Source organism: Flavobacterium laiguense (assembly GCF_003097655.1).
GTDB classification, from domain to species: domain Bacteria; phylum Bacteroidota; class Bacteroidia; order Flavobacteriales; family Flavobacteriaceae; genus Flavobacterium; species Flavobacterium laiguense.
Window position 1 is genome coordinate 24676 of sequence record NZ_QCZH01000025.1, and the last position, 22043, is coordinate 46718.

The 22043-nt window shown below is 34.4% G+C and carries 18 protein-coding genes; 12 read left to right on the forward strand and 6 right to left on the reverse strand.

The window, feature by feature from the left end; translation table 11 throughout:
* Positions 1-30 precede the first annotated feature (30 nt).
* From DB891_RS15530 to DB891_RS15555, 6 genes are all read right to left on the reverse strand, one after another.
* Positions 31-948 carry an ABC transporter ATP-binding protein gene (locus DB891_RS15530; RefSeq protein ID WP_116764499.1) on the reverse strand — a complete coding sequence of 306 codons (918 nt, stop codon included), beginning with the start codon at positions 946-948 and terminating at the stop codon, positions 31-33.
* 120 nt (positions 949-1068) lie between these two features.
* Positions 1069-1464 carry a type II toxin-antitoxin system VapC family toxin gene (locus DB891_RS15535; RefSeq protein ID WP_116764500.1) on the reverse strand — a complete coding sequence of 132 codons (396 nt, stop codon included), beginning with the start codon at positions 1462-1464 and terminating at the stop codon, positions 1069-1071.
* Complete coding sequence (locus DB891_RS15540) at positions 1451-1687, reverse strand: hypothetical protein (protein ID WP_116764501.1); 237 nt, start codon at positions 1685-1687, stop codon at positions 1451-1453. The genes DB891_RS15535 and DB891_RS15540 overlap by 14 nt, the downstream gene beginning before the upstream one ends.
* Before the next feature lie 55 nt (positions 1688-1742).
* The gene (gene dnaJ, locus DB891_RS15545) at positions 1743-2858 is read right to left on the reverse strand and encodes a molecular chaperone DnaJ (protein WP_116764502.1); all 1116 of its coding nucleotides are present in this window, start codon (positions 2856-2858) and stop codon (positions 1743-1745) included.
* A 169-nt stretch (positions 2859-3027) separates the two neighbouring features.
* Positions 3028-3603: a nucleotide exchange factor GrpE gene (locus tag DB891_RS15550; RefSeq protein ID WP_116764503.1), complete on the reverse strand. Its 576-nt coding sequence runs from the start codon at positions 3601-3603 to the stop codon at positions 3028-3030.
* Between the two features lie 331 nt (positions 3604-3934).
* Positions 3935-4387 carry a DUF4442 domain-containing protein gene (locus DB891_RS15555; protein WP_116764504.1) on the reverse strand — a complete coding sequence of 151 codons (453 nt, stop codon included), beginning with the start codon at positions 4385-4387 and terminating at the stop codon, positions 3935-3937.
* Positions 4388-4895: 508 nt separating this feature from the next.
* Here DB891_RS15555 and DB891_RS15560 point away from each other — a divergent pair.
* From DB891_RS15560 to DB891_RS15615, 12 genes are all read left to right on the forward strand, one after another.
* Positions 4896-5351 (forward strand): DUF4870 domain-containing protein, encoded by a 456-nt coding sequence (locus tag DB891_RS15560; protein ID WP_116764505.1) that lies wholly within the window; start codon positions 4896-4898, stop codon positions 5349-5351.
* A gap of 111 nt (positions 5352-5462) precedes the next feature.
* Entirely contained in the window at positions 5463-5792 is a 330-nt protein-coding gene (locus DB891_RS15565; RefSeq protein WP_035640831.1) for a PadR family transcriptional regulator, read from the forward strand.
* A gap of 5 nt (positions 5793-5797) precedes the next feature.
* Positions 5798-7519, forward strand: a complete 1722-nt coding sequence (locus tag DB891_RS15570; RefSeq protein ID WP_116764506.1) for a PspC domain-containing protein — start codon at positions 5798-5800, stop codon at positions 7517-7519.
* Positions 7520-7525: 6 nt separating this feature from the next.
* Positions 7526-8590: a M23 family metallopeptidase gene (locus DB891_RS15575; protein ID WP_116764507.1), complete on the forward strand. Its 1065-nt coding sequence runs from the start codon at positions 7526-7528 to the stop codon at positions 8588-8590.
* An 11-nt stretch (positions 8591-8601) separates the two neighbouring features.
* Complete coding sequence (locus DB891_RS15580; RefSeq protein WP_116764508.1) at positions 8602-9342, forward strand: head GIN domain-containing protein; 741 nt, start codon at positions 8602-8604, stop codon at positions 9340-9342.
* Positions 9343-9475: 133 nt separating this feature from the next.
* Positions 9476-11749 carry a M1 family metallopeptidase gene (locus DB891_RS15585; protein ID WP_116764509.1) on the forward strand — a complete coding sequence of 758 codons (2274 nt, stop codon included), beginning with the start codon at positions 9476-9478 and terminating at the stop codon, positions 11747-11749.
* Between the two features lie 303 nt (positions 11750-12052).
* Positions 12053-12925, forward strand: coding sequence for an ABC transporter ATP-binding protein (locus DB891_RS15590; protein WP_116764510.1), 873 nt, complete (start codon positions 12053-12055; stop codon positions 12923-12925).
* Between the two features lie 19 nt (positions 12926-12944).
* A complete protein-coding gene (locus tag DB891_RS15595) occupies positions 12945-16529 on the forward strand; it encodes an ABC transporter permease/M1 family aminopeptidase (RefSeq protein WP_116764511.1) in 3585 nt (1194 codons plus the stop codon).
* A 113-nt stretch (positions 16530-16642) separates the two neighbouring features.
* Entirely contained in the window at positions 16643-16930 is a 288-nt protein-coding gene (locus tag DB891_RS17895; RefSeq protein ID WP_124019528.1) for a GIN domain-containing protein, read from the forward strand.
* Positions 16927-17337, forward strand: coding sequence for a GIN domain-containing protein (locus DB891_RS17900; RefSeq protein WP_116764513.1), 411 nt, complete (start codon positions 16927-16929; stop codon positions 17335-17337). The genes DB891_RS17895 and DB891_RS17900 overlap by 4 nt, the downstream gene beginning before the upstream one ends.
* Before the next feature lie 126 nt (positions 17338-17463).
* Complete coding sequence (locus tag DB891_RS15610; RefSeq protein ID WP_116764514.1) at positions 17464-18336, forward strand: ABC transporter ATP-binding protein; 873 nt, start codon at positions 17464-17466, stop codon at positions 18334-18336.
* Positions 18337-18451: 115 nt separating this feature from the next.
* Positions 18452-22036: an ABC transporter permease/M1 family aminopeptidase gene (locus DB891_RS15615; protein WP_116764515.1), complete on the forward strand. Its 3585-nt coding sequence runs from the start codon at positions 18452-18454 to the stop codon at positions 22034-22036.
* Positions 22037-22043 lie beyond the last annotated feature (7 nt).

Here is a 22043-nt window from a genome sequence, read left to right on the forward strand (position 1 = left end):
TTTTGATTTCAGATTTTAGAACACTGATTACTAACTAACCGTTTGGATAAAAATATCATGCACACTTGGGATTTTCTCAACAAAATGAGTTACTTGCCCACGTTGCGTTAGGATATTGAGCAATTCATTTGGTGTACCATTTCCGAGTTGAATCTCTAGTTTTATTTCGTCGTTTAAGGATTTAAAGTTGGCTTGTCCTACCGTAAATTTTTGAGTGATATCAAACATCAATCCCTCTACATTGTCCGATAAAATACCCACTTCAAAACTATTGGTCTTGAATTGTCTTTTTACGTCAATAAGCTTTCCTTCAATCAACTTATTCGATTTGTGAATCAATGCAATATGATCACACAATTCCTCTACGCTTTCCATTCTATGGGTCGAAAAAATAATTGTGGCTCCATCCTCACGCAATGCCAAAATTTCATCTTTGATCACATTGGCATTTACGGGATCGAAACCTGAAAAAGGCTCATCAAAAATCAATAATTTAGGTTTGTGTAAAACGCAAACCACAAATTGAATTTTCTGTGCCATTCCTTTAGACAACTCCTGAATTTTTTTGTTCCACCAACCTTGAATACCCAAGCGATCAAACCAATAATCGAGTTGTTTTTTAGCCTCGGCTTTAGACAAACCTTTCATTTGTGCCAAATACAAACATTGTTCTCCCACTTTCATGCTGCTATACAACCCTCTTTCTTCGGGAAGATAGCCAATATGCTGAATGTGTTTGGGCTGAAGCTTTTCACCATCAAGGATGATTTCGCCACTATCAGGTAAAGTAATTTGATTGATGATTCGGATAAGAGAGGTTTTTCCAGCTCCATTTGGGCCTAAAAGTCCGTATATACTTCCTTTGGGAATGGTCAATGAAACTTCGTTAAGCGCTACATAATCACCGTATCGCTTTACGACTTTATTTACTTCAAGTATGTTACTCATGCTACTTTTTTAATTGGCGTAAAAGTAAATAATTTCAAGCCGAAATACTTTAATTATCCAATAAAAAACCCATCCTTATTTTAATTCAGGATGGGTTGTATACTTTACAAAAAAAGAGTGTTATATTTTTAGGAAATCAATTTTTTTAACCAAAACAGATTCATCTACATTTTGAAAATCATCCCAATCATCTGTAAGTAATGGCAATTCCAAAAATTTTGCAGTTGCCAAAATTATTGCATCTGGTAATTTAATTCTCTTTTGTTTATTTTTTCTGATTTCTATAGCCATTTCGGCAATATTCCTATTTACTTCAATTACTTCAATACCTTCAAAAAGTGCATCAATTAGTTTCTTCTCATTCTCATTAGAAAAATCATAACTATACACTTCCATAAAAGTAATAATCGAAACAAAAAACTCGTCAAAAGTGTCTAAAAAAACATCAATATCTATCATTTGCTTTGAAGCAAAAATGATAACATTGGTATCTAAAACAATTTTACTTCCACTCATCTCTGATTGTTTTTTGCCACAAAACAGGATTATCAATAGTTGCAAACATTTTTTCGCTTTTCATCTTAGATAATGCGTCACGTAAAATATCCTTCTTTGAGATTACTTTTTTAGCATCATCAAAAAGCATAATTACACGAACATCTTCCTCTAAATTTTGATATTCATCGGGCACTTTGATTAGTCCCTTTTCTATTTTCCCAGAAAACTCAACTGCATTCATAATCTAAAAGATAAATTAATGATTATCAAAGATATTGATTTTCTGTTTAAAAAATTTAAGAAAACATATCTTTTACTTTTTCAAAAAATGATTTGTCTGATTTTTCAGGACTTGGAATAAAATTCTCATCCGTCAAGGCTTTTTCAAAAAAGTGTTTCTGCTCTTTGTTCAAGGTTTTTGGAGTCCAAACATTTACGTGTACAAGCAAATCTCCGCTACCATACCCATTAATACTTGGAATACCTTTTCCTTTTAATCGCAAAATTTTACCGGATTGAATTCCTTCTTCCAGTTTGATTCTCACTTTTCCGTTTACGGCATCGATGTCTTTTGAAATACCAAGAACCGCTTCGGCAAAACTGATGTATAAATCATAATGAAGATTTTCACCTTCACGTTTCAAATATTCGTGTTCAATTTCTTCAATAACTACAATTAAATCTCCTGGAACGCTGTTTCCTGGAGCATCATTTCCTTTTCCGGAAACTTTCAATTGCATTCCGTCTACCACTCCTGCTGGAATTTTTATAGAAACGGTTTCGTCTTCTACAATCATTCCCTGAGAATCTGCATCGCTCGGTTTTCTGTCCAAAATTTGACCAGAACCGCCACAAGTAGGACAAGTTGAAGCCGATTGCATTCTACCCAAAATGGTATTGGTAACACGCATTACTTGCCCTTGACCGTTACAGGTAGAACAGGTTTTGTACGATACCCCTTGGGCTTGAACTTTACGTTTTACTTTTACTTTTTTCTCTACACCATTAGCGATTTCTTCCAGAGTCAATTTTACTTTAATACGCAAATTGCTTCCTTTTACGCGACGAGGACCTCCGCCTCCGCCTCCGCCAAATCCGCCAAAACCACTACCGAAAATATCTCCAAACTGACTAAAGATATCATCCATATTCATTCCGCCATGACCACCACCGCCAAATCCGCCAGAACCATCAAATGCTTGATGACCGTACTGATCGTATTTTGCTTTTTTGGCAGGATCACTCAATATTTCATAAGCTTCGGCAGCCAACTTGAACTTTTCTTCTGCCTCTTTGTCGCCAGGATTCTTGTCAGGGTGGTGTTTCAATGCACTTTTTCTGTATGCCTTTTTAATTTCAGCAGCATCTGCACCTTTTGTAATGCCTAATATTTCGTAAAAATCTTTTTTCATAATTAAAATAAATTCTAAAAAAACTAAAAGTAAATTCCAATATTTTTTATCCCGTCCCGATAATTATCGGGAGCTTTCGTGACCAAATATCAATTTTAACGAACGGTAAATTTGTTCTTAAATCAATTTTATTTTGGAATTGGATTTTTTTATTTTAGTGTTTTATTTTTTAGTTACCAATAACCACTTTTGGAAAACGAATAATTTTGTCACCCAATTTGTATCCTTTTTCAAGAACATCTACTATTTTTCCTTTCAGCTTATCCGATGGAGCTGGAATTTGAGTAATTGCTTCTGCAAAATCAGCATCAAATGCATCACCTGCTTTTACATCAACTTGCTCTAATCCCTTAGCAACCAAAGCATTTTTTAGTTTTTCATGAATTAGCTCCACTCCTTTTGTCAACAACTCATCCTCCGATTTGTTGATTTCAACCATCGCTCTATCAAAATCATCTAGAACAGGTAACATAGCAAGTAATACTTCTTGGTTAGCCGTTTTAAACAACTCAATTCTTTCTTTTGTAGTTCTTCTTTTGTAATTTTCAAATTCAGCAAATAACCTTAAAAACTTATCTTTTTCTTTGGCTAAGTCTTGCGTTAATTGTTCTTCAACACTTAATTCTTCAATAATAAGTTGCTCACCATTTGCATTATTCTCTAATGTCACCTCATCTATTTCTTGATCGAATTCTGTATTTTCTGTAGTCATATTACTTTTATTTTTAAAAAAATTCTTAAACATCGTTTTTATTCTTTTTTATGGATTGCAAAAGTACTGCCAAAACTTATAAAATGTCAAATTGTCACCTTTATTTAAAACCTAATTTCAATAATTACATTTCGGCTTCAAAATCAGACAAATTGAAGAGCGTAATTTTAATATAATTTTAAGACTATTAAGTTATAGTTTCCCTATTTTTGAAGTAGAATTTTCTTCCACCCAAGGAACACAGCTCTCTAGAACATAAATTTAAGGTTGTTTTCTATATAATTATTAATTCATCATTGCCTTATATTAAAAAAAGCTTCGTTTATACAACGAAGCTTTTTTTTTGCTTTTATAATTCAGGTCATTATTTGAGTTTAACACTCCATTCAAAATCCATTTCAGAAACCTGCACTCCTTCTTCATTGGCTCCTATCGATTTCATCCAAAAAGTTTGCCCTTCACCAGTTGCAATTGTTTTCTGAATGGCATCGGCTATTAAATGCCCGTCTTGGCAAACAAAAGTGATTCGTCCCGTGGCTTTCTTAGAAAAATTTGATTTATTATTGGCCACAAGCATCGATATTTTTCGACCACTTTTTTGAATTTGATAGATTACCATAGCTCCAGTAGACAACTCAGCTGCCATTGCCTGAACCGCAAAATACATCGAATTAAAAGGATTTTGATTAATCCATCGGTGTTTTACAGAGACCACGCATTTATTTTCGTCAATCTGTTTCAACCGTACGCCACATAAAAAAGCAGATGGCAATTTGAAAAATATAAATCTATTGAATTTCGATACTGTTAATTCCATTTTGAGCTATTTTTTTGCTAAAATACAAAAAATACTATGCGTACATATAAAAATTTTATAATTAACGCTATTTCTTTCCATTAATAAAATCTTCAAAACAGTATAAACGTATTCACCAATGCTATTTCTAACCATTTGGGCGTGCCACCATTAGGAAAAGGGGCAAACACATCATGCCGCTTATTCTGCCCCTTTCCCTAATGCTGTCAGGCTATTGCCGTTACTTCGGTAACTTGGCGCTATCCTTCACGCTCACTGCAAAACCAGAAGCAATAGGTTAACAAGTAAAATCATTTTCAAATAAAAAACATAGCATTTTCTTACAAAAATAACGTTTTTTGTTAATTTTTTGTTAACATACACTACTATGCGATACAAGATACTCTTCTTTAGACATATATTTGCATAAGAAATTACTAGGTAAGTCATTTAATCATCCCGATAGCTATCGGGACTGCTATCAATCATCTCCCGATAATTATCGGGACAAAAAAAACGAAATCAAAAAATGGAAACTACAACCGAAAGAAACACAGCCGCTTTTACTCATTTGAGTACTTTTAGTCAATATCTTATTCCGTTTGGAAATTACATATTTCCTATTATCATTTGGACATCGAAAAAAGACCAATCGGAATTTGTAGATCACAATGGTAAGCAAGCACTTAATTTTCAATTGAGTATTTTAATTTACTCTTTGGCATTTGCCATGATCGCCATTCCTGTCTTTTTAATTACTGTTTTGAGAAATATCTCATTCAATGATTTTGTAAACAATAGTGATCTAGTTTTTGAAAATTTTGATTACGGTAACAGCATCGGAATTTTGACAGTAGGTGCCTTAGCCCTTTTCGGATTTGCCTGCATGAAAGTAGCCGAATTCTTTTTAGTAATTTATGCTTCAATCAAAGCATCCAATGGAGAGAAATACAGTTATCCTCTAACGATACCGTTCTTAAAATAAATAATATAATCAATATGCAGTTTCAATCATCAAAAAATCAATCATCTCCCGATAATTATCGGGACAAAAAATGAACAGTTTCATCAACAAATCAAATCAAATCAAGGAATTATGAACATTGAAAACACAAAAGCCCAGATGCGTAAAGGTGTTCTTGAGTTTTGTATCTTATCGGTATTAAAAGAGAAAGATGCCTACACCTCAGAAATATTAGACACTTTAAAAAACGCTAAATTATTAGTTGTAGAGGGAACTATTTATCCGCTACTAACTCGATTGAAAAACGACGGATTACTCAACTACCGTTGGGAAGAGTCAACATCGGGACCACCGAGAAAATACTACGGTCTGACTGAGATAGGCCAAACCTTTTTGAAAGAACTAGATGGCACTTGGACGGAATTGTCTGATGCTGTAAACTTAATAACCAACCAAAAATAATAGTCATGAACAAAACTGTAAATATAAACCTAGGCGGAATGTTCTTCCACATTGACGAAGATGCATACCAAAAATTAACCCGTTATTTTGACGCGATAAAACGCTCATTATCTAAATCATCGGGACAAGAAGAAATCATCAAAGATATTGAGATGCGTGTTTCGGAATTATTGACCGAGAAACAAAAAACTGAAAAACACGTAGTTACTATTAGAGAAGTAGACGAAGTGATTACTGTGATGGGACAACCAGAGGATTACATCATCGAGGAAGACAATAATAATGCACATACAAACAGTGACTTCAGCGCTCCTAGAACCACAAAAAAATTATACCGTGACAAAGAAAACGGAATGATTGGTGGGGTTGCAACCGGATTGGGACATTATTTTGGAATTGATGCCGTTTGGTTAAAAATTATGTTCTTGATATTTGTTTTTGCTGGATTTGGTACTGGGATTTTGGCCTATATCATTCTTTGGATTGTAACTCCCGAAGCGATAACTACATCCGAAAAACTGGAAATGACTGGAGAACCGGTTACAATTTCGAACATTGAAAAAAAAGTTCGTGAAGAATTTGACAGTGTTTCCGGAAAAATAAAAAATGCGGATTATGATAAATTTGGTAATCAAATTAAATCCGGAGCTGAAAAACTGGGAAGTGGTCTAGGAGATTTTATCATGACCGTTTTCAAAATTTTCGCTAAATTTCTAGGAGTGGTTTTAATCATGGGAGGTTTAACTACGCTTGTCATGCTATTCATTGGAGTATTCACATTAGGCACCAGTTCTTCCATAGACTTTCCATGGCAAAGTTTTGTAGAAGCCGGAAATTTTACTGATTATCCTATTTGGACTTTTGGTTTAATAATGTTCTTGGCTGTTGGAATTCCGTTCTTTTTCTTAGCGATATTGGGTTTCAAACTATTGGCACCGAACATGAAATTTCTTGGAAACATTGCCAAATATACTTTATTGGCTCTTTGGTTAATTGCAGTTTCGCTAGCAATATCAATTGGAATAAAACAAGCTACAGCATTTGCGGTGAATGGTAGATCGGTTCAAAAGGAAACTTTCAATCTAAAACCAACGGATACCCTTTACATTAAATTCAAACACAATGATTATTTTGCCAAAGATGTAGATGACCGTAATAATTTTATGATTACTCAAGATTCTTTGAATAATGACATTATTTATTCGAATGAAGTGAGCATTAGAATCGAAAAATCGGAAGAAAAGTACGCTTACATTCAAATCGAAAAAGAAGCCAAAGGAAAATCATTGTCTGAAGCTAAAAAAAGAGCCGATGCCATTAAATACAGTTATAAAATTGTGGGTAACCAACTGATCTTTGACAACTATTTGATTACTGATTTAAAGAATAAATTTCGTGATCAGGAAATCGAAATCACCTTGTACTTACCAGAAGGAACCTTGTTAAAACCAGATGATTCTATGCAACATTATGATCGTACTGATAGTGATTATTTTCTATGGAATTCTGACTCAAGTAATGACGTCTACAAAGTAGAAAGCAATAAAATAAGATGTTTAAATTGTCCCGAAGATGAAAATGACGACGACGATGACAATGACAATGAAACTAATGTTACCATTAATGAAGATGGTGTTACCATAGAAAGTGATTCGGTTGTTAAAACCAAAAAGAATTTTAAAGAATTAAAAATCAATAAAGATGGTATAATTATTAAAACCGAATAAGTAAATATGAAAGCCATTCAATCTATTATTGTACTTTTTTTCGGATTATCCACACTGATTACAAATGCTCAAAACAAAATTAAAATTGAAAACAAACCAGAACATCCACTGAAAGAGAAAATCAACGGACAATCCAGTTTAAATTTTGATTTTATTATAGAGAACCAATCAACGGATAGCTTAAGATTAACCCGATTGCAAGTATCGCTTTTTGATAAGCAAAATAAACTTATCCAACAAAAATTTTTGGATAATAACGGAACCGCACCAAGTATAAACACTATTCCAAATATTGAATGGAATAGTGTTTCAACAAACCTACTTTTTAATCCTTTTCCGGATGTAAATAGTATGACTGATAAACTGGAATACATCTTCACTTTCAATAATAGTATTGAAATCAAAAAAGTAGTTATTCCAAGTGATTATGAACAAATAACAGATTTCATTCTGCCGCTAAAAAACAAAATACTGGTGTACGACGGGCATGACCTTTACTCTCATCACAGACGTTTTGACTATGAATTCATCCCTATCAAACAAATGGGATTTACTGGGAATTTCATGCGATATGCCTATGATTTTGTAGTGCTTGATTCTGAAGGAAAACAGTATCTTAATGACGGAAAAAACAATACAGACTGGTTTGGTTTTGGAACCGATGTTTTGGCTGTAGCCGATGGAGAAATTACTGCTATAGAAACGGATAAAAAAGATGATAAAACATTTGACATTCCATCTCTAAAAGAAAATCCACTAACTTTATACGGAAATTACATTGTTCTAAAGCATGGTGAGAATACATATAGTATGTATGGGCATCTAAAAAATCAAAGTGCAATGGGATTGAAAGTGGGTGATAAAGTAAAGAAAGGACAAAAAATAGCTTCCATTGGTACCTCGGGTAGTTCATTCTTTCCCCATCTGCATTTTGAAGTTCGAAATTCCATTAACCACCAGGCAGAAGGTTTACCTTCTTATTTCAAAAATTATTCTTTAATCCTTGGTTCTACCAAAAAAGAAGCAAAGACACACACCATAACAACCGGTGATATTATTCAATCAAAATAAAATCAATAGTCATGCTAAAAATCATCACATTAATCACGAAATTTATTATTGTTGCTTTAACCGCTTTGCTTTTTGGATCTTGTAACCAACTAGGAGAGATCAATGCTATTACAGGAAGCGGTCATGTCACCACCGAAAAAAGAAATGTTCAAGGCGATTTTAAAAGTGTAAGCGTAAACAAAGCTATTGACCTTATTATCGAACAATCGGACAAAACAGAAATCATTGTGGAAGCCGATGATAATTTACAAAAAGAAATCACAACAACTGTAGAGAATGGGGTATTAGTAATCACTTGTAAATATGGTAACTTTCTCAATGTTGCATCCAAAAAAGTAACCGTAAAAATGCCTGTTATTGAAGAACTGGAAGCTCGATCTGCAGCTACTATTAATAGTAAATCAATACTAAAAGGCAATCGTTTAAGTTTAACTTCATCAAGTGCGGCTTCGATTAATGCCGAAGTAGAATACGAATCGATTCAATTGACTACCAGTAGCGGAAGCAATCAATCCATCAAAGGAAAAACGTTGCGTCTAGAAGCATCGACTTCTAGCGGAAGTGTAATCGACACCTCCGAATTACTAGCCAATGAAGTTGTAGCCAAATCCTCCAGCGGTGGGTCAATAAGGGTTCATCCTATAGTAAGCCTAAAAGCTGAAGCCTCAAGCGGCGCAACTATTAGCTACAATACTACTCCAAAGTCAATTCAAAAAGAGGAGCATTCTGGAGGAAGTGTTCATCAGGAATAATACAATCAAATCAAAAAACATTCATTAATCAAGAATGTTTTTTTTTATCAAAAATAAAATTATTAACCATTAATTTACTACTAATACAAATACGTATTCAATTACAAAATCATCAATCAAAATCAATCCAATTATGAAAAACAATCAATTCAAAGCTAGTTTTTTAGCCTTATTTTTAGGAGGCATGGGGCTTCAGGCACAGGAGCATCCACCAGTGGGAACAACAGCTGTTAAGGCAACATCAAAGTATGACTATCAAGCTGCTTTCGCACCCAACTTTTATACCAAAAACGGTACTGACACGCATTCAGCCAGTGGACAACCCGGAGCCAAATATTGGCAGAACAAAGCCGATTATCAATTGTCGGCAACTTTGAATGAGAAAAACAACGAAATTATTGGTACCGAAATTTTAACCTACACCAACAATAGTCCAGACAAAATTTCTTTTTTATGGATGAATGTTGATCAAAACTTATTTAAAAACAACTCTCGAGGAAAAGCCGTAATTCCAGTAACAGGAAGCCGTAATGGGGACAAAGGCCAAATTTTTGACGGAGGGCATAAAATAAAATCGATAAAAGTAATTGCTATTCAAAATGGAAAAACCGTTGAGAAAGAAGCAAAATTCGAGATAATCGACACTAGAATGCAGGTTTTTCTTCCACAGGATTTAAATCCAAATGGAGGAACCATAAAACTTAAAATTGAATTTTCCTTTATTTCTCCAAATTTTGGTTCAGACAGAATGGGTGTTATGGACACCAAAAACGGAAAAATATTTACCATGGGACAATGGTATCCAAGAATGTGCGTTTATGACGATGTCAAGGGGTGGAACACGCTACCTTATCTGGGCGCTGGTGAATTTTACCTTGAGTACGGGGATTTTGACGTGAACATTACCGCTCCGGCTAATCATATTGTGGTTTGCTCAGGCGAATTGACAAATCCTTCCGAGGTATACACGGCTGACCAACAAAAACGTTGGACTGAGGCTTCGAAAAGCGACAAAACCGTTATAATTCGGTCGGCAGAAGAAGTAACTAATATTGCTTCGAGACCCGCGGGAACATCAACTTTAAACTGGCATTTTAAAATAAAAAACGCTCGAGATGTTTCATGGGCCTCTTCTGCGGCATTTATTGTTGATGCAGCAAAAATCAATTTGCCAAGCGGTAAAAAATCGCTAGCCATTTCTGCTTATCCTATCGAAAGCTCAGGACAAGAGGCTTGGGGCCGTGCAACCGAATACACCAAATCTTCCATCGAAAATTATTCTAACCACTGGTTTGAATATCCTTATCCGGCAGCAACAAATGTGGCAGGAAACGAAGGTGGAATAGAATATCCAGGAATTGTTTTTTGTGATTTGAAATCCAAAGGGGAAGATTTATGGTTCGTAACGGATCATGAATTTGGTCACAGTTGGTTTCCGATGATTGTGGGTTCGAATGAACGTTTATTTGCGTGGATGGATGAAGGATTCAATACCTTTATCAACACCTTGAGTAAGACTGAATTCAACAATGGAGAATACAAATCCCGACCAAGAAATATGCAAAGAATGTCACAAATGTTAACCAATCCGGAATTGGAACCCATTATGACATCACCAGATGGAATGAAAGAAGCAAATTTAGGGTTATTGGCTTACGAGAAACCATCTTCAGGTCTTATTATGTTACGTGAACAAATACTAGGAAAAGACCGTTTTGACAAGGCCTTTAGAACATACACCGAGCGTTGGGCTTTTAAACATCCAACCCCAGATGATTTTTTTAGAACGATGGAAAATGTTTCGGGAGAAGATTTAAATTGGTTTTGGAGAGCTTGGTTTGTAAACAACTGGCGTTTAGACCAAGGCATTACAAAAATTAAGTATTTGAAAAATGACCCAAAGCTAGGAGTCCTTATTTCTATTGAAAATCTTGAAAAAATGGCTATGCCGGTCGTTATGGAAATCAAAACCAAAAGTGGAGCCATTAGTCGTGTTCAACTTCCTGTGGAAATTTGGCAACGCAATACCGCTTGGACATTTCTACATACTTCTACGGAAGAAATTGAAACAATCACAATAGATCCTGATCATGTTTTTCCAGATATAAACCCAGCAAATAATGTTTGGAGTTCAGATAAAAGCGAGTTGGAGAAAGCGGTTATTCTAGATACTTATTTGGGCAATTACACAAGTAAACAAATTCCGGTAAAAATTACTTTAACAGAAGAAAACGGTGCTCTTGTGGGAACTCCAGAAGAAGGACAAGGACCAAAACTCTCCTTTGAATCAATTGGTAAAGATAAATTTGGCGCGGAACAAGGAGGAGTAGAACTTCAATTTAATGAATCCAAAAACGAGTTTACGTTAAAAATGAGAGGTCAGGAATTTTTGTTTACAAAGGTTTAGCAATCAATTTAAGTTAACCGAAATCAATTCGACTACAATTTAATAAATCAGTATCTCCTTTTTAGTTTAAAAACATAAAAGGAGACGCTATAATTCATTAGTACCAAAAATTTATTTATTTGCGACTAAAAAATAAAAAACATCCATCGCTGGCGGATGTTTTTTTTATGCCATTTTATGGCAAACTTAACAATATAAAAACAGCTTCCTCTTCGCTATTTAAAATAATCCTTATGATTAGCTGTAGCAAACACGGATTCTAATCGTCATAAATCATCAACAATTAATCAAAAAACGAATAGCATGGAATTAATCATTAAAAACTTAGACAAGAAATACAGCAACGGAGTACATGCCTTAAATGATGTGTCTCTAACGATATCAAAAGGTATGTTTGGATTACTAGGCCCAAACGGTGCAGGGAAATCATCATTAATGCGCACACTTGCCACTTTACAAGATGTAGATAGTGGATCTGTATCACTTCAAGGCATTGATGTATTGAATAATAAAGAAGCAGTTCGAAAAGTGCTAGGCTACCTACCTCAAGAATTTGGTGTTTATCCAAGAACCTCTGCCGTTGACCTTTTGGATCACTTAGCTCTACTAAAAGGATTCGACAAAAAATCCGACCGCAAACAAATCATTGAACAATTACTAACCAAAGTAAATCTTTGGGAGCACCGAAAAAATGCGGTAGCGAGTTATAGCGGTGGTATGCGCCAACGTTTTGGAATTGCACAATGTTTGATTGGTAATCCTCAATTGGTAATTGTAGATGAACCGACTGCGGGATTGGACCCTGGTGAGAGAAATCGTTTTTATAATATTCTGAGTGAAATTGGTGAAAACACCATTGTTATTCTATCTACCCATATCGTTCAGGACGTTCGTGAACTTTGCACACAAATGGCAGTAATGGACAAAGGAAAAGTACTATTTAGTGGAAATACTGACGATGCATTATTGCAAATTAAAGGTAAAGTATGGGAGAAAAAAGTATCGAAATTAAAACTACCCGAATATCAAAATCAGTACAAAGTAATTTCTAATAAATTGGTGGGTGGTCATCCATTGATACACGTTTATTCGGACACTCATTTGAATGATGGTTTCACTCCAGCCGAAGAAAACTTAGAAGATGTTTTTTTTGCCAAACTAAACGAATTAGTCTAACCTTTTATTTAGAATTATTATGTGGAAATTTATACGTCACGAATTAAAATATTGGTTAAAAACGCCAATGGTTTGGATCTTTTTATTCATAGTTACACTAATGGTTTTCTTAGCCACCTCTTCGGATAATTTTCAAATTGGAGGAAAACTAGGCAACACATTCAAAAACGCTCCTTTTATTATAGAAAAATATTATAGCTATCTTTCTATAATGTGTTTTTTGATGACAACCGCATTTATGAGCGCTACTGCAAATCGAGATTTCCAGTCAGGAATGCATCAATTTGTATTTTCGTCACCCATTAAAAAAAGTCATTATTTTTTTGGTAAGTTTATTGGCGCAACGATCATCTCTGTAATTCCTATGTTGGGCGTTTCTCTTGGGATTTTATTAGCTCCTATTTTAGCACCACTTCTTGAACTGTGTCCAGCAGAACGCTATGGAGAAGTATATATTACAGGGCATTTACTAGGAATAGTTGCATTTGCAATACCTAATATTATTATCTCTGGAGTACTCCTTTTTGGTTTGGCAATCCTTTTTAGAAGCAACATTGTTTCTTTTATAGGTGCGATGCTTATTCTTATTTTTTATGTTTTTTCAATTGGTCTAATCAAAGATTCTCAAAACGAATGGTTGGCAAATATCATAGACCCCTTTGGAATTCGTCCCTATGAAGGCATTACAAAGTATTTGACAATTGATAAAAAAAACTTTAGCCTAATTACATTACATGGTGACTTACTAACCAATCGTTTACTATGGTTAGGTATTAGTTTTTTGATTTTGATTGTAATTTATTTTAAATTTTCATTCAACACTGGAAAAGAAAAAATAAAAAAAGTAAAAAAAACACAGTCAATTCCAGAACCAAAAATCAATTCTGGCCTTACGTTTCAACCAACAAAAGCTAATGTTTTTTCAATATCAACATTTTGGAATTTGGTAAAATTTGAAACCAAAGCCATTGTAAAAAATCCTTCTTTTATAATTATCACATCCATTGGTTTAATCAATTTAATCGCTGGCCTTGCTAGTTTTACGGGTCGATTTGGCTCATCAAAATATCCTGTTACTTATTACATAGTCGATCAAGTTCGAGATGGATTTAGTATTTTCATGATTGGCTTCATCACCTTTTACACTGGTGTATTGGTATGGTCTGCACGTGATGCAAAAATCAATGAGATACAAGATGCAACACCTATCAAAACAGAGATGTTATTTTTTTCCAAATTGGCTTCAATTATCATTGCCTTAATTATTGTTTTATCCTCTACAATACTAGTTGGAATTATTGTGCAAACTATCAATGGATATTACCGTTATGAGTTGGATGTATACATTAAATCATTATTAGGCATAGAATTACTTTACTTATCTTTTTTGGTTGTCCTTTCTATATTATTCCATTATTTAATTAACAATAGATATATCGCCTATTTTGCTTTTGTTGTTTTTGTAACTGTAAATAGTTTTATTTGGAGCTTCCTTGAAATAGACACTAATATGTTGAAATTTGGAAGAACACCAAATTTTATCTATTCGGACATGAATGGATTTGGCCCATATGCTCCTACAATCATTTGGTTCAACATTTATTGGGTTTTATTTTGTGTAGTTTTGAGTTTTGTGATTATGGCCTTTTATATTCGCGGAAAGGAGTTACAACTCAATCACCGCTGGACAAATGCAAAATTGCAATTTAGAAAAAACAAAATAGCGTTTTCTATTAGCATGATTGCATTTCTACTTTGCAGCAGTTTTATCTATTACAACACTCAAATTTTGAACACTTATGGTTCAGCAAAAGAGACAGAAAACAAACAAGTGGCTTATGAAAAAACATATAAAAAATACGAAAATATAGCCCAACCCCGTTTTTACAAATTCAATACTACTATTGACATTAAGCCCGAAAAAAGAAGCATGACCATAAACATTCAAGCTTGGGCAAAAAACAGCTCGACTAGTTCTATAAAGGAAATTCACTTTACACTACCTGGACTTTCAGATAGTACTTATATCACTATGTCTGGAGCAAAACTAAAATTAAACGATAAACAATTAAATTATAGAATTTACACTTTAGCAAAAAACTTGGCGCCAAATGATTCCATCCGAATCAATTTCGACATATCATGTACTTCCAAAGGGTTTGAAAATGAGGTAAGCAAAACCCAAATTACTCAAAACGGGACTTTTTTCAGGCTTGACGAGGTGTTACCAACTATAGGATACAACGACAGAAACGAATTAGACAACAAAAACAAACGTTTAAAATTGAAGTTGCCCAAAAGAAACAGAATGCCAAAATTGGATGACAACAACATTGCTGGAAGATCAAACAACTACATCAGTAAAGATGCAGATTGGATAGAGCTTACCACAACAATGAGCACGTCTGTTGATCAAACCGCTATTGCGCCAGGTTCCCTAATAAAAACATGGCAAGCCAATGGCAGAAAATATTTCAATTATAAATTAGACAAAAAATCGCTTAATTTCTTTTCTTTTATATCTGCAAAATACGAAATCGCCCGCAAAAAATGGAATGGCATCGATATAGAAGTGTACTATGACAAACAACATGCCGTAAACGTACCAAACATGCTCAAAAGTTTGCAAAAATCGTTGGAATATTACACGGCAAATTTTGGCCCTTATTACCACAAACAATGTCGAATTATTGAATTCCCAAGATATCAATCTTTTGCACAAGCATTTCCAGGAACTATGCCTTATAGTGAAGGAATAGGTTTTATTATGGATTTGCGAAAAGTAACAAAAGAAGATATTGACGTTGTCTATAAAGTGGTTGCTCACGAAATGGGACACCAATATTGGGGAGAGCAAGTTACTGGTGCCAATATGCAAGGAAGCGAAATGATGAGTGAAAGTTTTGCCCAATATTCTTCCATGATGGTTATGGAAAAAGAATATGGAAAAGACAAGATGAAAAAATTCCTGAACTATGAAATGAATGATTACTTAAAAGGGCGCAGTGAAGAACTCGTAGAAGAGCAACCTTTAATGAAAACAGAAGATCAGCCTTACATTCATTATAATAAAGGGAGCGTTGCATTGTATTATTTGAAGGAAATGATAGGAGAAAAAAAGGTAAACCAAGCCATGAAAAATTTAATTTCTACCTATGCTTACAAAAAACCTCCTTATCCCACTTCAATTGCTGCGGTAAACGAATTTAGAAAAGTAACTCCAGATAGTTTGAAGTATCTAATAAAAGATCTATTCGAGACTATTACCCTCTTTAACAATAGAATGCTGGAGGCAAAATACAAAAAAATAGGTTCGGAATATGAAATAACACTCAAAACAACCTCCGAAAAATTCAGATCGGACGCTCAAGGAAAAGAAACCTTAATTCCTATTGCAGATTATATTGACATTGGCGTTTTTGCAGAACCAAAAAACGACAACAATTTAGGCAAAGTATTGATATACAAACGATTTAAAGTAAATAAAAAAGACAACACCTATGTTTTTAGAACAAAAGAACTTCCTTTTGAAGCTGGAATTGATCCTTATAATTACATGATAGATCGTGTTCCAGACGACAATTTAAAAAGCGTTGTAGAATAATCCTAAACCAAAAAACTAAAACATCCGTTTCTATATCATATGAAACGGATGTTTTTTATATTTGTAAAAACCCAAATTAAAAGTACAAAATAAAACTACCGTACGCAATTCTATTGTTCCTACTATCTACAACATTGATTTTTGGTCAGAACAAAGAACGAATAAATGGCTCCAAAATAGTTATTGAGAACCCAAAAGGAATTGGTGAATTCACAGCACTAGAAATTGAAGACAACCTAACAGTTTTCATGAAAAAAGGGGCGAAAAACCAAATTAAGATTGAAGCAGATGACAATTTGCAAAAAGGAATCACGCCTAAAGTGGAAAATGGAGTTTTGGTCATTTCTTGTAAATACCGTAAGTTAATTAATATTAAATCTAAAAATATTACAGTTAAATGAGTGTTATAGATGGCTTAGAAGCAACTTCGGTGTCAACTAACATTATTAAAAATGTTCTAAAAGGAAACAACATCAGTTTATATTCATCAAGTGTAGCCACTATTAATGTTACTGCAGAATACGAAACGATTCAAATTGAAGCTAGTAGTTCAAGTTCGCAAACAATCAAGGAGAAAACCATTCATTTGAAAACTTCTGCTTCCAGTGGTGGAATAGCAAACAGTAACAAATTGCTGGCCAACGAAGTAGTTGCCAATGTTTCTAGTGGAGGAACTATCCAAGTACATCCTTTAGTGGGTCTGAAAGCAGAGACATCTAGCGGCGGACACATCAATTTTGATAGCTCTCCAAAAACAGTTCAAAAATCACCAATCAAAAGCGGGTGTTTTTTTTTATACTTAGTTTAATGAATTTCAATAGGATAGAAAAAACATTTTACTTTATTCTATCTTAATATAAAACAATTACCACTTCACTTGTAACATTCATAAATAAGAAACGACCTATCAAAAAACCAAAAAACACAATAAGCGATGGAATTAATAATTAAAAACCTAGACAAGAAATACAGCAATGGCGTACATGCGCTGAACGATGTTTCTTTACATATTAAAAAAGGAATGTTTGGATTACTTGGGCCAAACGGTGCTGGAAAATCTTCTTTGATGAGAACACTGGCTACTTTGCAAGATGTTGACAGTGGTTCTATAACCCTTGGAGACATTGACGTTTTGAATAACAAAGAAGCTGTCCGTAAAGTTTTGGGGTATTTACCACAAGAATTTGGTGTGTATCCAAGAACTTCTGCCGTGGAACTTTTAGATCATTTAGCACTCTTAAAAGGATTTGATAAAAAATCAGACCGTAAACAAATTGTGGAGCAATTACTAACCAAAGTCAATCTCTGGGAACATCGAAAAAATGCGGTAAGCAGTTACAGTGGTGGGATGCGTCAGCGTTTTGGAATTGCACAATGTTTAATCGGGAACCCACAATTAGTTATTGTAGATGAACCGACTGCCGGATTGGACCCTGGCGAAAGAAATCGTTTTTATAATATTTTGAGTGAAATTGGCGAAAACACCATTGTCATTCTTTCCACCCATATTGTTCAAGACGTTCGTGAACTTTGTACACAAATGGCCGTAATGAACCACGGAAAAGTACTATTTAGCGGCAATACCGATGATGCCCTACTGGAAGTGAAAGGTAAAGTTTGGGAGAAAAAAGTAAGCAAGCTGGAATTACCTGAATACCAAAAAGGGTACAAAGTAATCTCGAATAAATTAGTTGGAGGACAACCTTTGATTCACGTTTTTTCTGACATCCATTTGAATGACGGATTCAGTCCAGCAGAGGAAAATCTCGAAGATGTGTTTTTTGCTCAATTAAACGAATTAGTCTAAGGAAAAAGATACTGAGTTGTTAAGAAGCTAAGTCTCTAAGATTTTAGAAATTTACATTAGTAAAGCCTTAGCCCCAAGAACCTCAATCTCTTAGACCCTTTTAAAACAAAAAATTATGTGGAAATTTATTCGATACGAATTAAAATATTGGTTGCGAACACCAATGATATGGATCTTTTTATTCATTAATACCCTAATCGTTTTTTTTGCGGTTGGATCTGAAAACGTTACCATTGGCGGAAGCATTGGTAACATACACAAAAATTCGCCTTTTGTTGTTGAACAATACTATGGTATACTTTCAATGATCTGCTTGTTGATGACCACCGCCTTTATGAACGCCACGGCCAACCGTGATTTTCAAAGCGGCATGCATCAATTTATATTCTCCTCCCCTATCAAAAAAAGGGACTATTATTTCGGGAAATTTATAGGAGCAGCCATCGTTTCGGTAATTCCTCTACTCGGAATTTCTCTTGGTGCCCTGATTGCTCCAGTATTAGCGCCACTGTTTGATATGTGTCCACCGGAAAGATTTGGCGAAATCATTTGGTCTGGGCATTTACAAGGTCTATTGGTTTTTGGGATTCCAAATGTGATTATCTCAGGCGTTTTACTATTTGCTTTAGCCATTATTTTCAGAAGCAATATTGTCTCTTTTATTGGAGCTATGCTTATTTTGGTATTCTATATAGTTTCAGCGGGATTTACAAAAGACATTCAAAAAGAATGGTTAGCCAATTTACTGGATCCTTTTGGTCTCCGTCCCTTTAAGATTATGACCAAATACGCCACAGTTGCCGAAAAAAACCTAAATGCGGTTACATTACACGGCGATTTATTGACCAATCGTTTGATATGGATAGGAATCAGTCTAGTCATTCTGGTTGCTGTGTATTATAAATTTTCTTTTAATACCAAAAAAGAAAAAGCTAAAAAAACTAAAAAATCAAAAGCAGCCGAAACACCTATAATTGTTTCAAATGCGGTATTCGAACCAACGAAAGCCAATGTATTTTCGATAAATACCTTTTGGAATTTGGTAAAATTCGAAACTAAAGCCATCATCAAAAACCCAACTTTTATTATCATTATTGCCATCGGAATGATTAATTTGATTGCAAGCCTTACGACTTTCACCGGAGGTTACGGCACCGCTCAATATCCTGTCACTTATGATGTAATCGATACTATAAAAGGGGCTTTTGGTATTTTTATGATTGGGTTTATTACTTTTTATACCGGCGTTTTAGTTTGGAAAGAACGTGATGCCAAGATCAATGAAATCCAAGATGCCACACCCATAAAAACGGCGGTTTTATTCTCCTCTAAATTGGTTGCCCTAATTATTGCTTTAGCCATTGTTTTGGCCTCGACGATAATCGTTGGAATTATGGCACAAACAGCTTACGGCTATTACAGTTACAAATTGGATGTTTACCTGAAATCAATTATGATAGTGTCTTTGTTGAGTTATTCTTTTATGGCGGTAATTTCTATATTATTCCATTATCTAATCAACAATCGATACATCGCCTATTTTGCTTTCGTCACTTTTGTTATCGTCAATAGTTTCATTTGGGGATTGCTCGAAATCAATAGCAATATGTTGAATTTTGGCAACACACCAAGCATCACCTACTCGGACATGAATGGATTTGGTCCTTTTATATCCTCAACCATTTGGTTCAATATCTATTGGACATTGGCATGTTTGATTTTATGCTTTGTCATTACCGCATTTTATATACGTGGCAAAGAACAGCAATTCAAATACCGATGGGTAAATGCGAAAGTACAATTTGGAAAAAACAAAATTGCTATAGCCATCAGCTTAGTGGTATTTGCACTTTGCAGTAGTTTTGTTTACTATAACACCAAAGTGCTAAACACTTACGATTCCTCAAAAGAGCAGGAAAATAAGCAAGTGGATTATGAGAAAAAGTATAAAAAATTCGAAAATATAACACAACCCCGTTTTTATAAATTCAATTACACTATTGACCTCATGCCCGAAGAACGAAGCATGACTGCCAAAATAGAAGCTTGGGCAAAAAACAAATCGAATACACCCATACAAGAACTCCATTTTACAATGCCACAACTGTCGGATAGTTTGAAAATCAGTATTGCTGGAGCAAAATTGAAACTAAAAGATTCCCGTTTAAGTTATCGAATATATACTTTAAAAAGTCCTTTGTTGCCAAATGATTCCATAAAAATCAATATTGATTTATGGGAATTAACCAAAGGGTTTGAAAACGAAGTCCGTTTTACCCAATTGACACAAAACGGAACTTTCTTCAACAATTCAGACATATTACCTACTTTGGGATACAATAGTAATGCAGAGATTTCAGATAAAAATAAACGCATCAAACTGAAATTACCAAAGAGAGACAGAATGCCGAAACTGGATGAGAACAATCTTTCGGCTAGAGCCAATACGTATATCAGCAATGATTCAGATTGGGTTGAAGTGAATACTACGATAAGTACCTCACCAGACCAAACTGCTATTGCTCCAGGTTCATTATTAAAAACTTGGGAAGCTAATGGTAGAAAGTATTTCAATTACAAATTAGACCAAAAATCATTGAACTTCTATTCCTTTATTTCGGCTAAATATGAAGTAGCCCGTAAAAAATGGAATGGCATCGATTTAGAAGTCTATTACGACAAACAGCACGCCTATAATGTTCCGAATATGCTAAAAAGTATGCAGAAATCATTAGAATATTATACGAAAAACTTTGGTCCCTACTACCATAAACAATGTAGAATCATAGAGTTTCCAAGATATTCAAGTTTTGCGCAAGCTTTCCCGGGCACCATGCCTTTTAGCGAAGGTATTGGTTTTATTATTGATTTACGTGAGGTAAAGAAAGATGACATTGACCAAGTTTATTATGTCACGGCACACGAAATGGGACATCAATATTGGGCACATCAAGTTACTGGTGCCAATATGCAGGGAAGTGAAATGTTCAGCGAAGGTTTTGCACAATATTCTGCTTTGATGGTAATGGAAAAAGAATATGGAAAGGACAAAATGAAAAAGTTCTTAAAATATGAAATGGATCGTTATTTAAGAGGCCGAAGCTCTGAGCTTGAAAAAGAACAGCCTTTGATAAAAACCGAACATCAACAATACATACACTACCAAAAAGCGAGTGTAGTGATGTATTATTTGAAAGAAATGATTGGGGAGAAAAAGGTCAATCAAGCCCTCAAAAATTTGGTTGACACTTATGGTTATAAAAATCCACCTTTCCCAACTTCGATAGATGCAGTGAAAGAATTACGAAAAGTAACACCGGATAGTTTACAGTATTTGATTCCTGATATGTTCGAAAACATTACGCTGTTTTCAAACCGAATGCTGGAAGCCAAATACAAAAAAGTGGGTTCTGGGTATGAAGTCACTTTAAAAACGACTTCCGAAAAATTCAGATCCGACGCACTCGGAAAAGAAAACCAAATACCTGTTGCCGATTATATTGATATTGCCGTTTTTGCTGAACCTAAAAACGATGCCAATTTGGGTAAAGTTTTAATTTACAAAAGACTAAAAATAACAAAAAAGAACAATGTTTATGTTTTCAAAACAAGAGAAAAGCCTTTTGAAGCCGGAATCGATCCTTACAATTATTTGATCGATCGAATTCCTGACGACAATTTGAAGAGAACAGAAGACTAATTTTTTA

What these genes read in the sequence shown, in the direction of transcription:
- DB891_RS15615 (WP_116764515.1), top strand. Translation starts at nt 18,452, where the DNA reads ATGTGGAAATTTATTCGATACGAATTAAAATATTGGTTGCGAACACCA.
- DB891_RS15555 (WP_116764504.1), bottom strand. Translation starts at nt 4,387, where the DNA reads ATGGAATTAACAGTATCGAAATTCAATAGATTTATATTTTTCAAATTG.
- DB891_RS15610 (WP_116764514.1), top strand. Translation starts at nt 17,464, where the DNA reads ATGGAATTAATAATTAAAAACCTAGACAAGAAATACAGCAATGGCGTA.
- DB891_RS15580 (WP_116764508.1), top strand. Translation starts at nt 8,602, where the DNA reads ATGCTAAAAATCATCACATTAATCACGAAATTTATTATTGTTGCTTTA.
- DB891_RS17900 (WP_116764513.1), top strand. Translation starts at nt 16,927, where the DNA reads ATGAGTGTTATAGATGGCTTAGAAGCAACTTCGGTGTCAACTAACATT.
- DB891_RS15560 (WP_116764505.1), top strand. Translation starts at nt 4,896, where the DNA reads ATGGAAACTACAACCGAAAGAAACACAGCCGCTTTTACTCATTTGAGT.
- DB891_RS15585 (WP_116764509.1), top strand. Translation starts at nt 9,476, where the DNA reads ATGAAAAACAATCAATTCAAAGCTAGTTTTTTAGCCTTATTTTTAGGA.
- DB891_RS15540 (WP_116764501.1), bottom strand. Translation starts at nt 1,687, where the DNA reads ATGAATGCAGTTGAGTTTTCTGGGAAAATAGAAAAGGGACTAATCAAA.
- DB891_RS15535 (WP_116764500.1), bottom strand. Translation starts at nt 1,464, where the DNA reads ATGAGTGGAAGTAAAATTGTTTTAGATACCAATGTTATCATTTTTGCT.
- DB891_RS15575 (WP_116764507.1), top strand. Translation starts at nt 7,526, where the DNA reads ATGAAAGCCATTCAATCTATTATTGTACTTTTTTTCGGATTATCCACA.
- DB891_RS15590 (WP_116764510.1), top strand. Translation starts at nt 12,053, where the DNA reads ATGGAATTAATCATTAAAAACTTAGACAAGAAATACAGCAACGGAGTA.
- DB891_RS15550 (WP_116764503.1), bottom strand. Translation starts at nt 3,603, where the DNA reads ATGTTTAAGAATTTTTTTAAAAATAAAAGTAATATGACTACAGAAAAT.
- DB891_RS15595 (WP_116764511.1), top strand. Translation starts at nt 12,945, where the DNA reads ATGTGGAAATTTATACGTCACGAATTAAAATATTGGTTAAAAACGCCA.
- dnaJ (WP_116764502.1), bottom strand. Translation starts at nt 2,858, where the DNA reads ATGAAAAAAGATTTTTACGAAATATTAGGCATTACAAAAGGTGCAGAT.
- DB891_RS15570 (WP_116764506.1), top strand. Translation starts at nt 5,798, where the DNA reads ATGAACAAAACTGTAAATATAAACCTAGGCGGAATGTTCTTCCACATT.
- DB891_RS15530 (WP_116764499.1), bottom strand. Translation starts at nt 948, where the DNA reads ATGAGTAACATACTTGAAGTAAATAAAGTCGTAAAGCGATACGGTGAT.
- DB891_RS15565 (WP_035640831.1), top strand. Translation starts at nt 5,463, where the DNA reads ATGAACATTGAAAACACAAAAGCCCAGATGCGTAAAGGTGTTCTTGAG.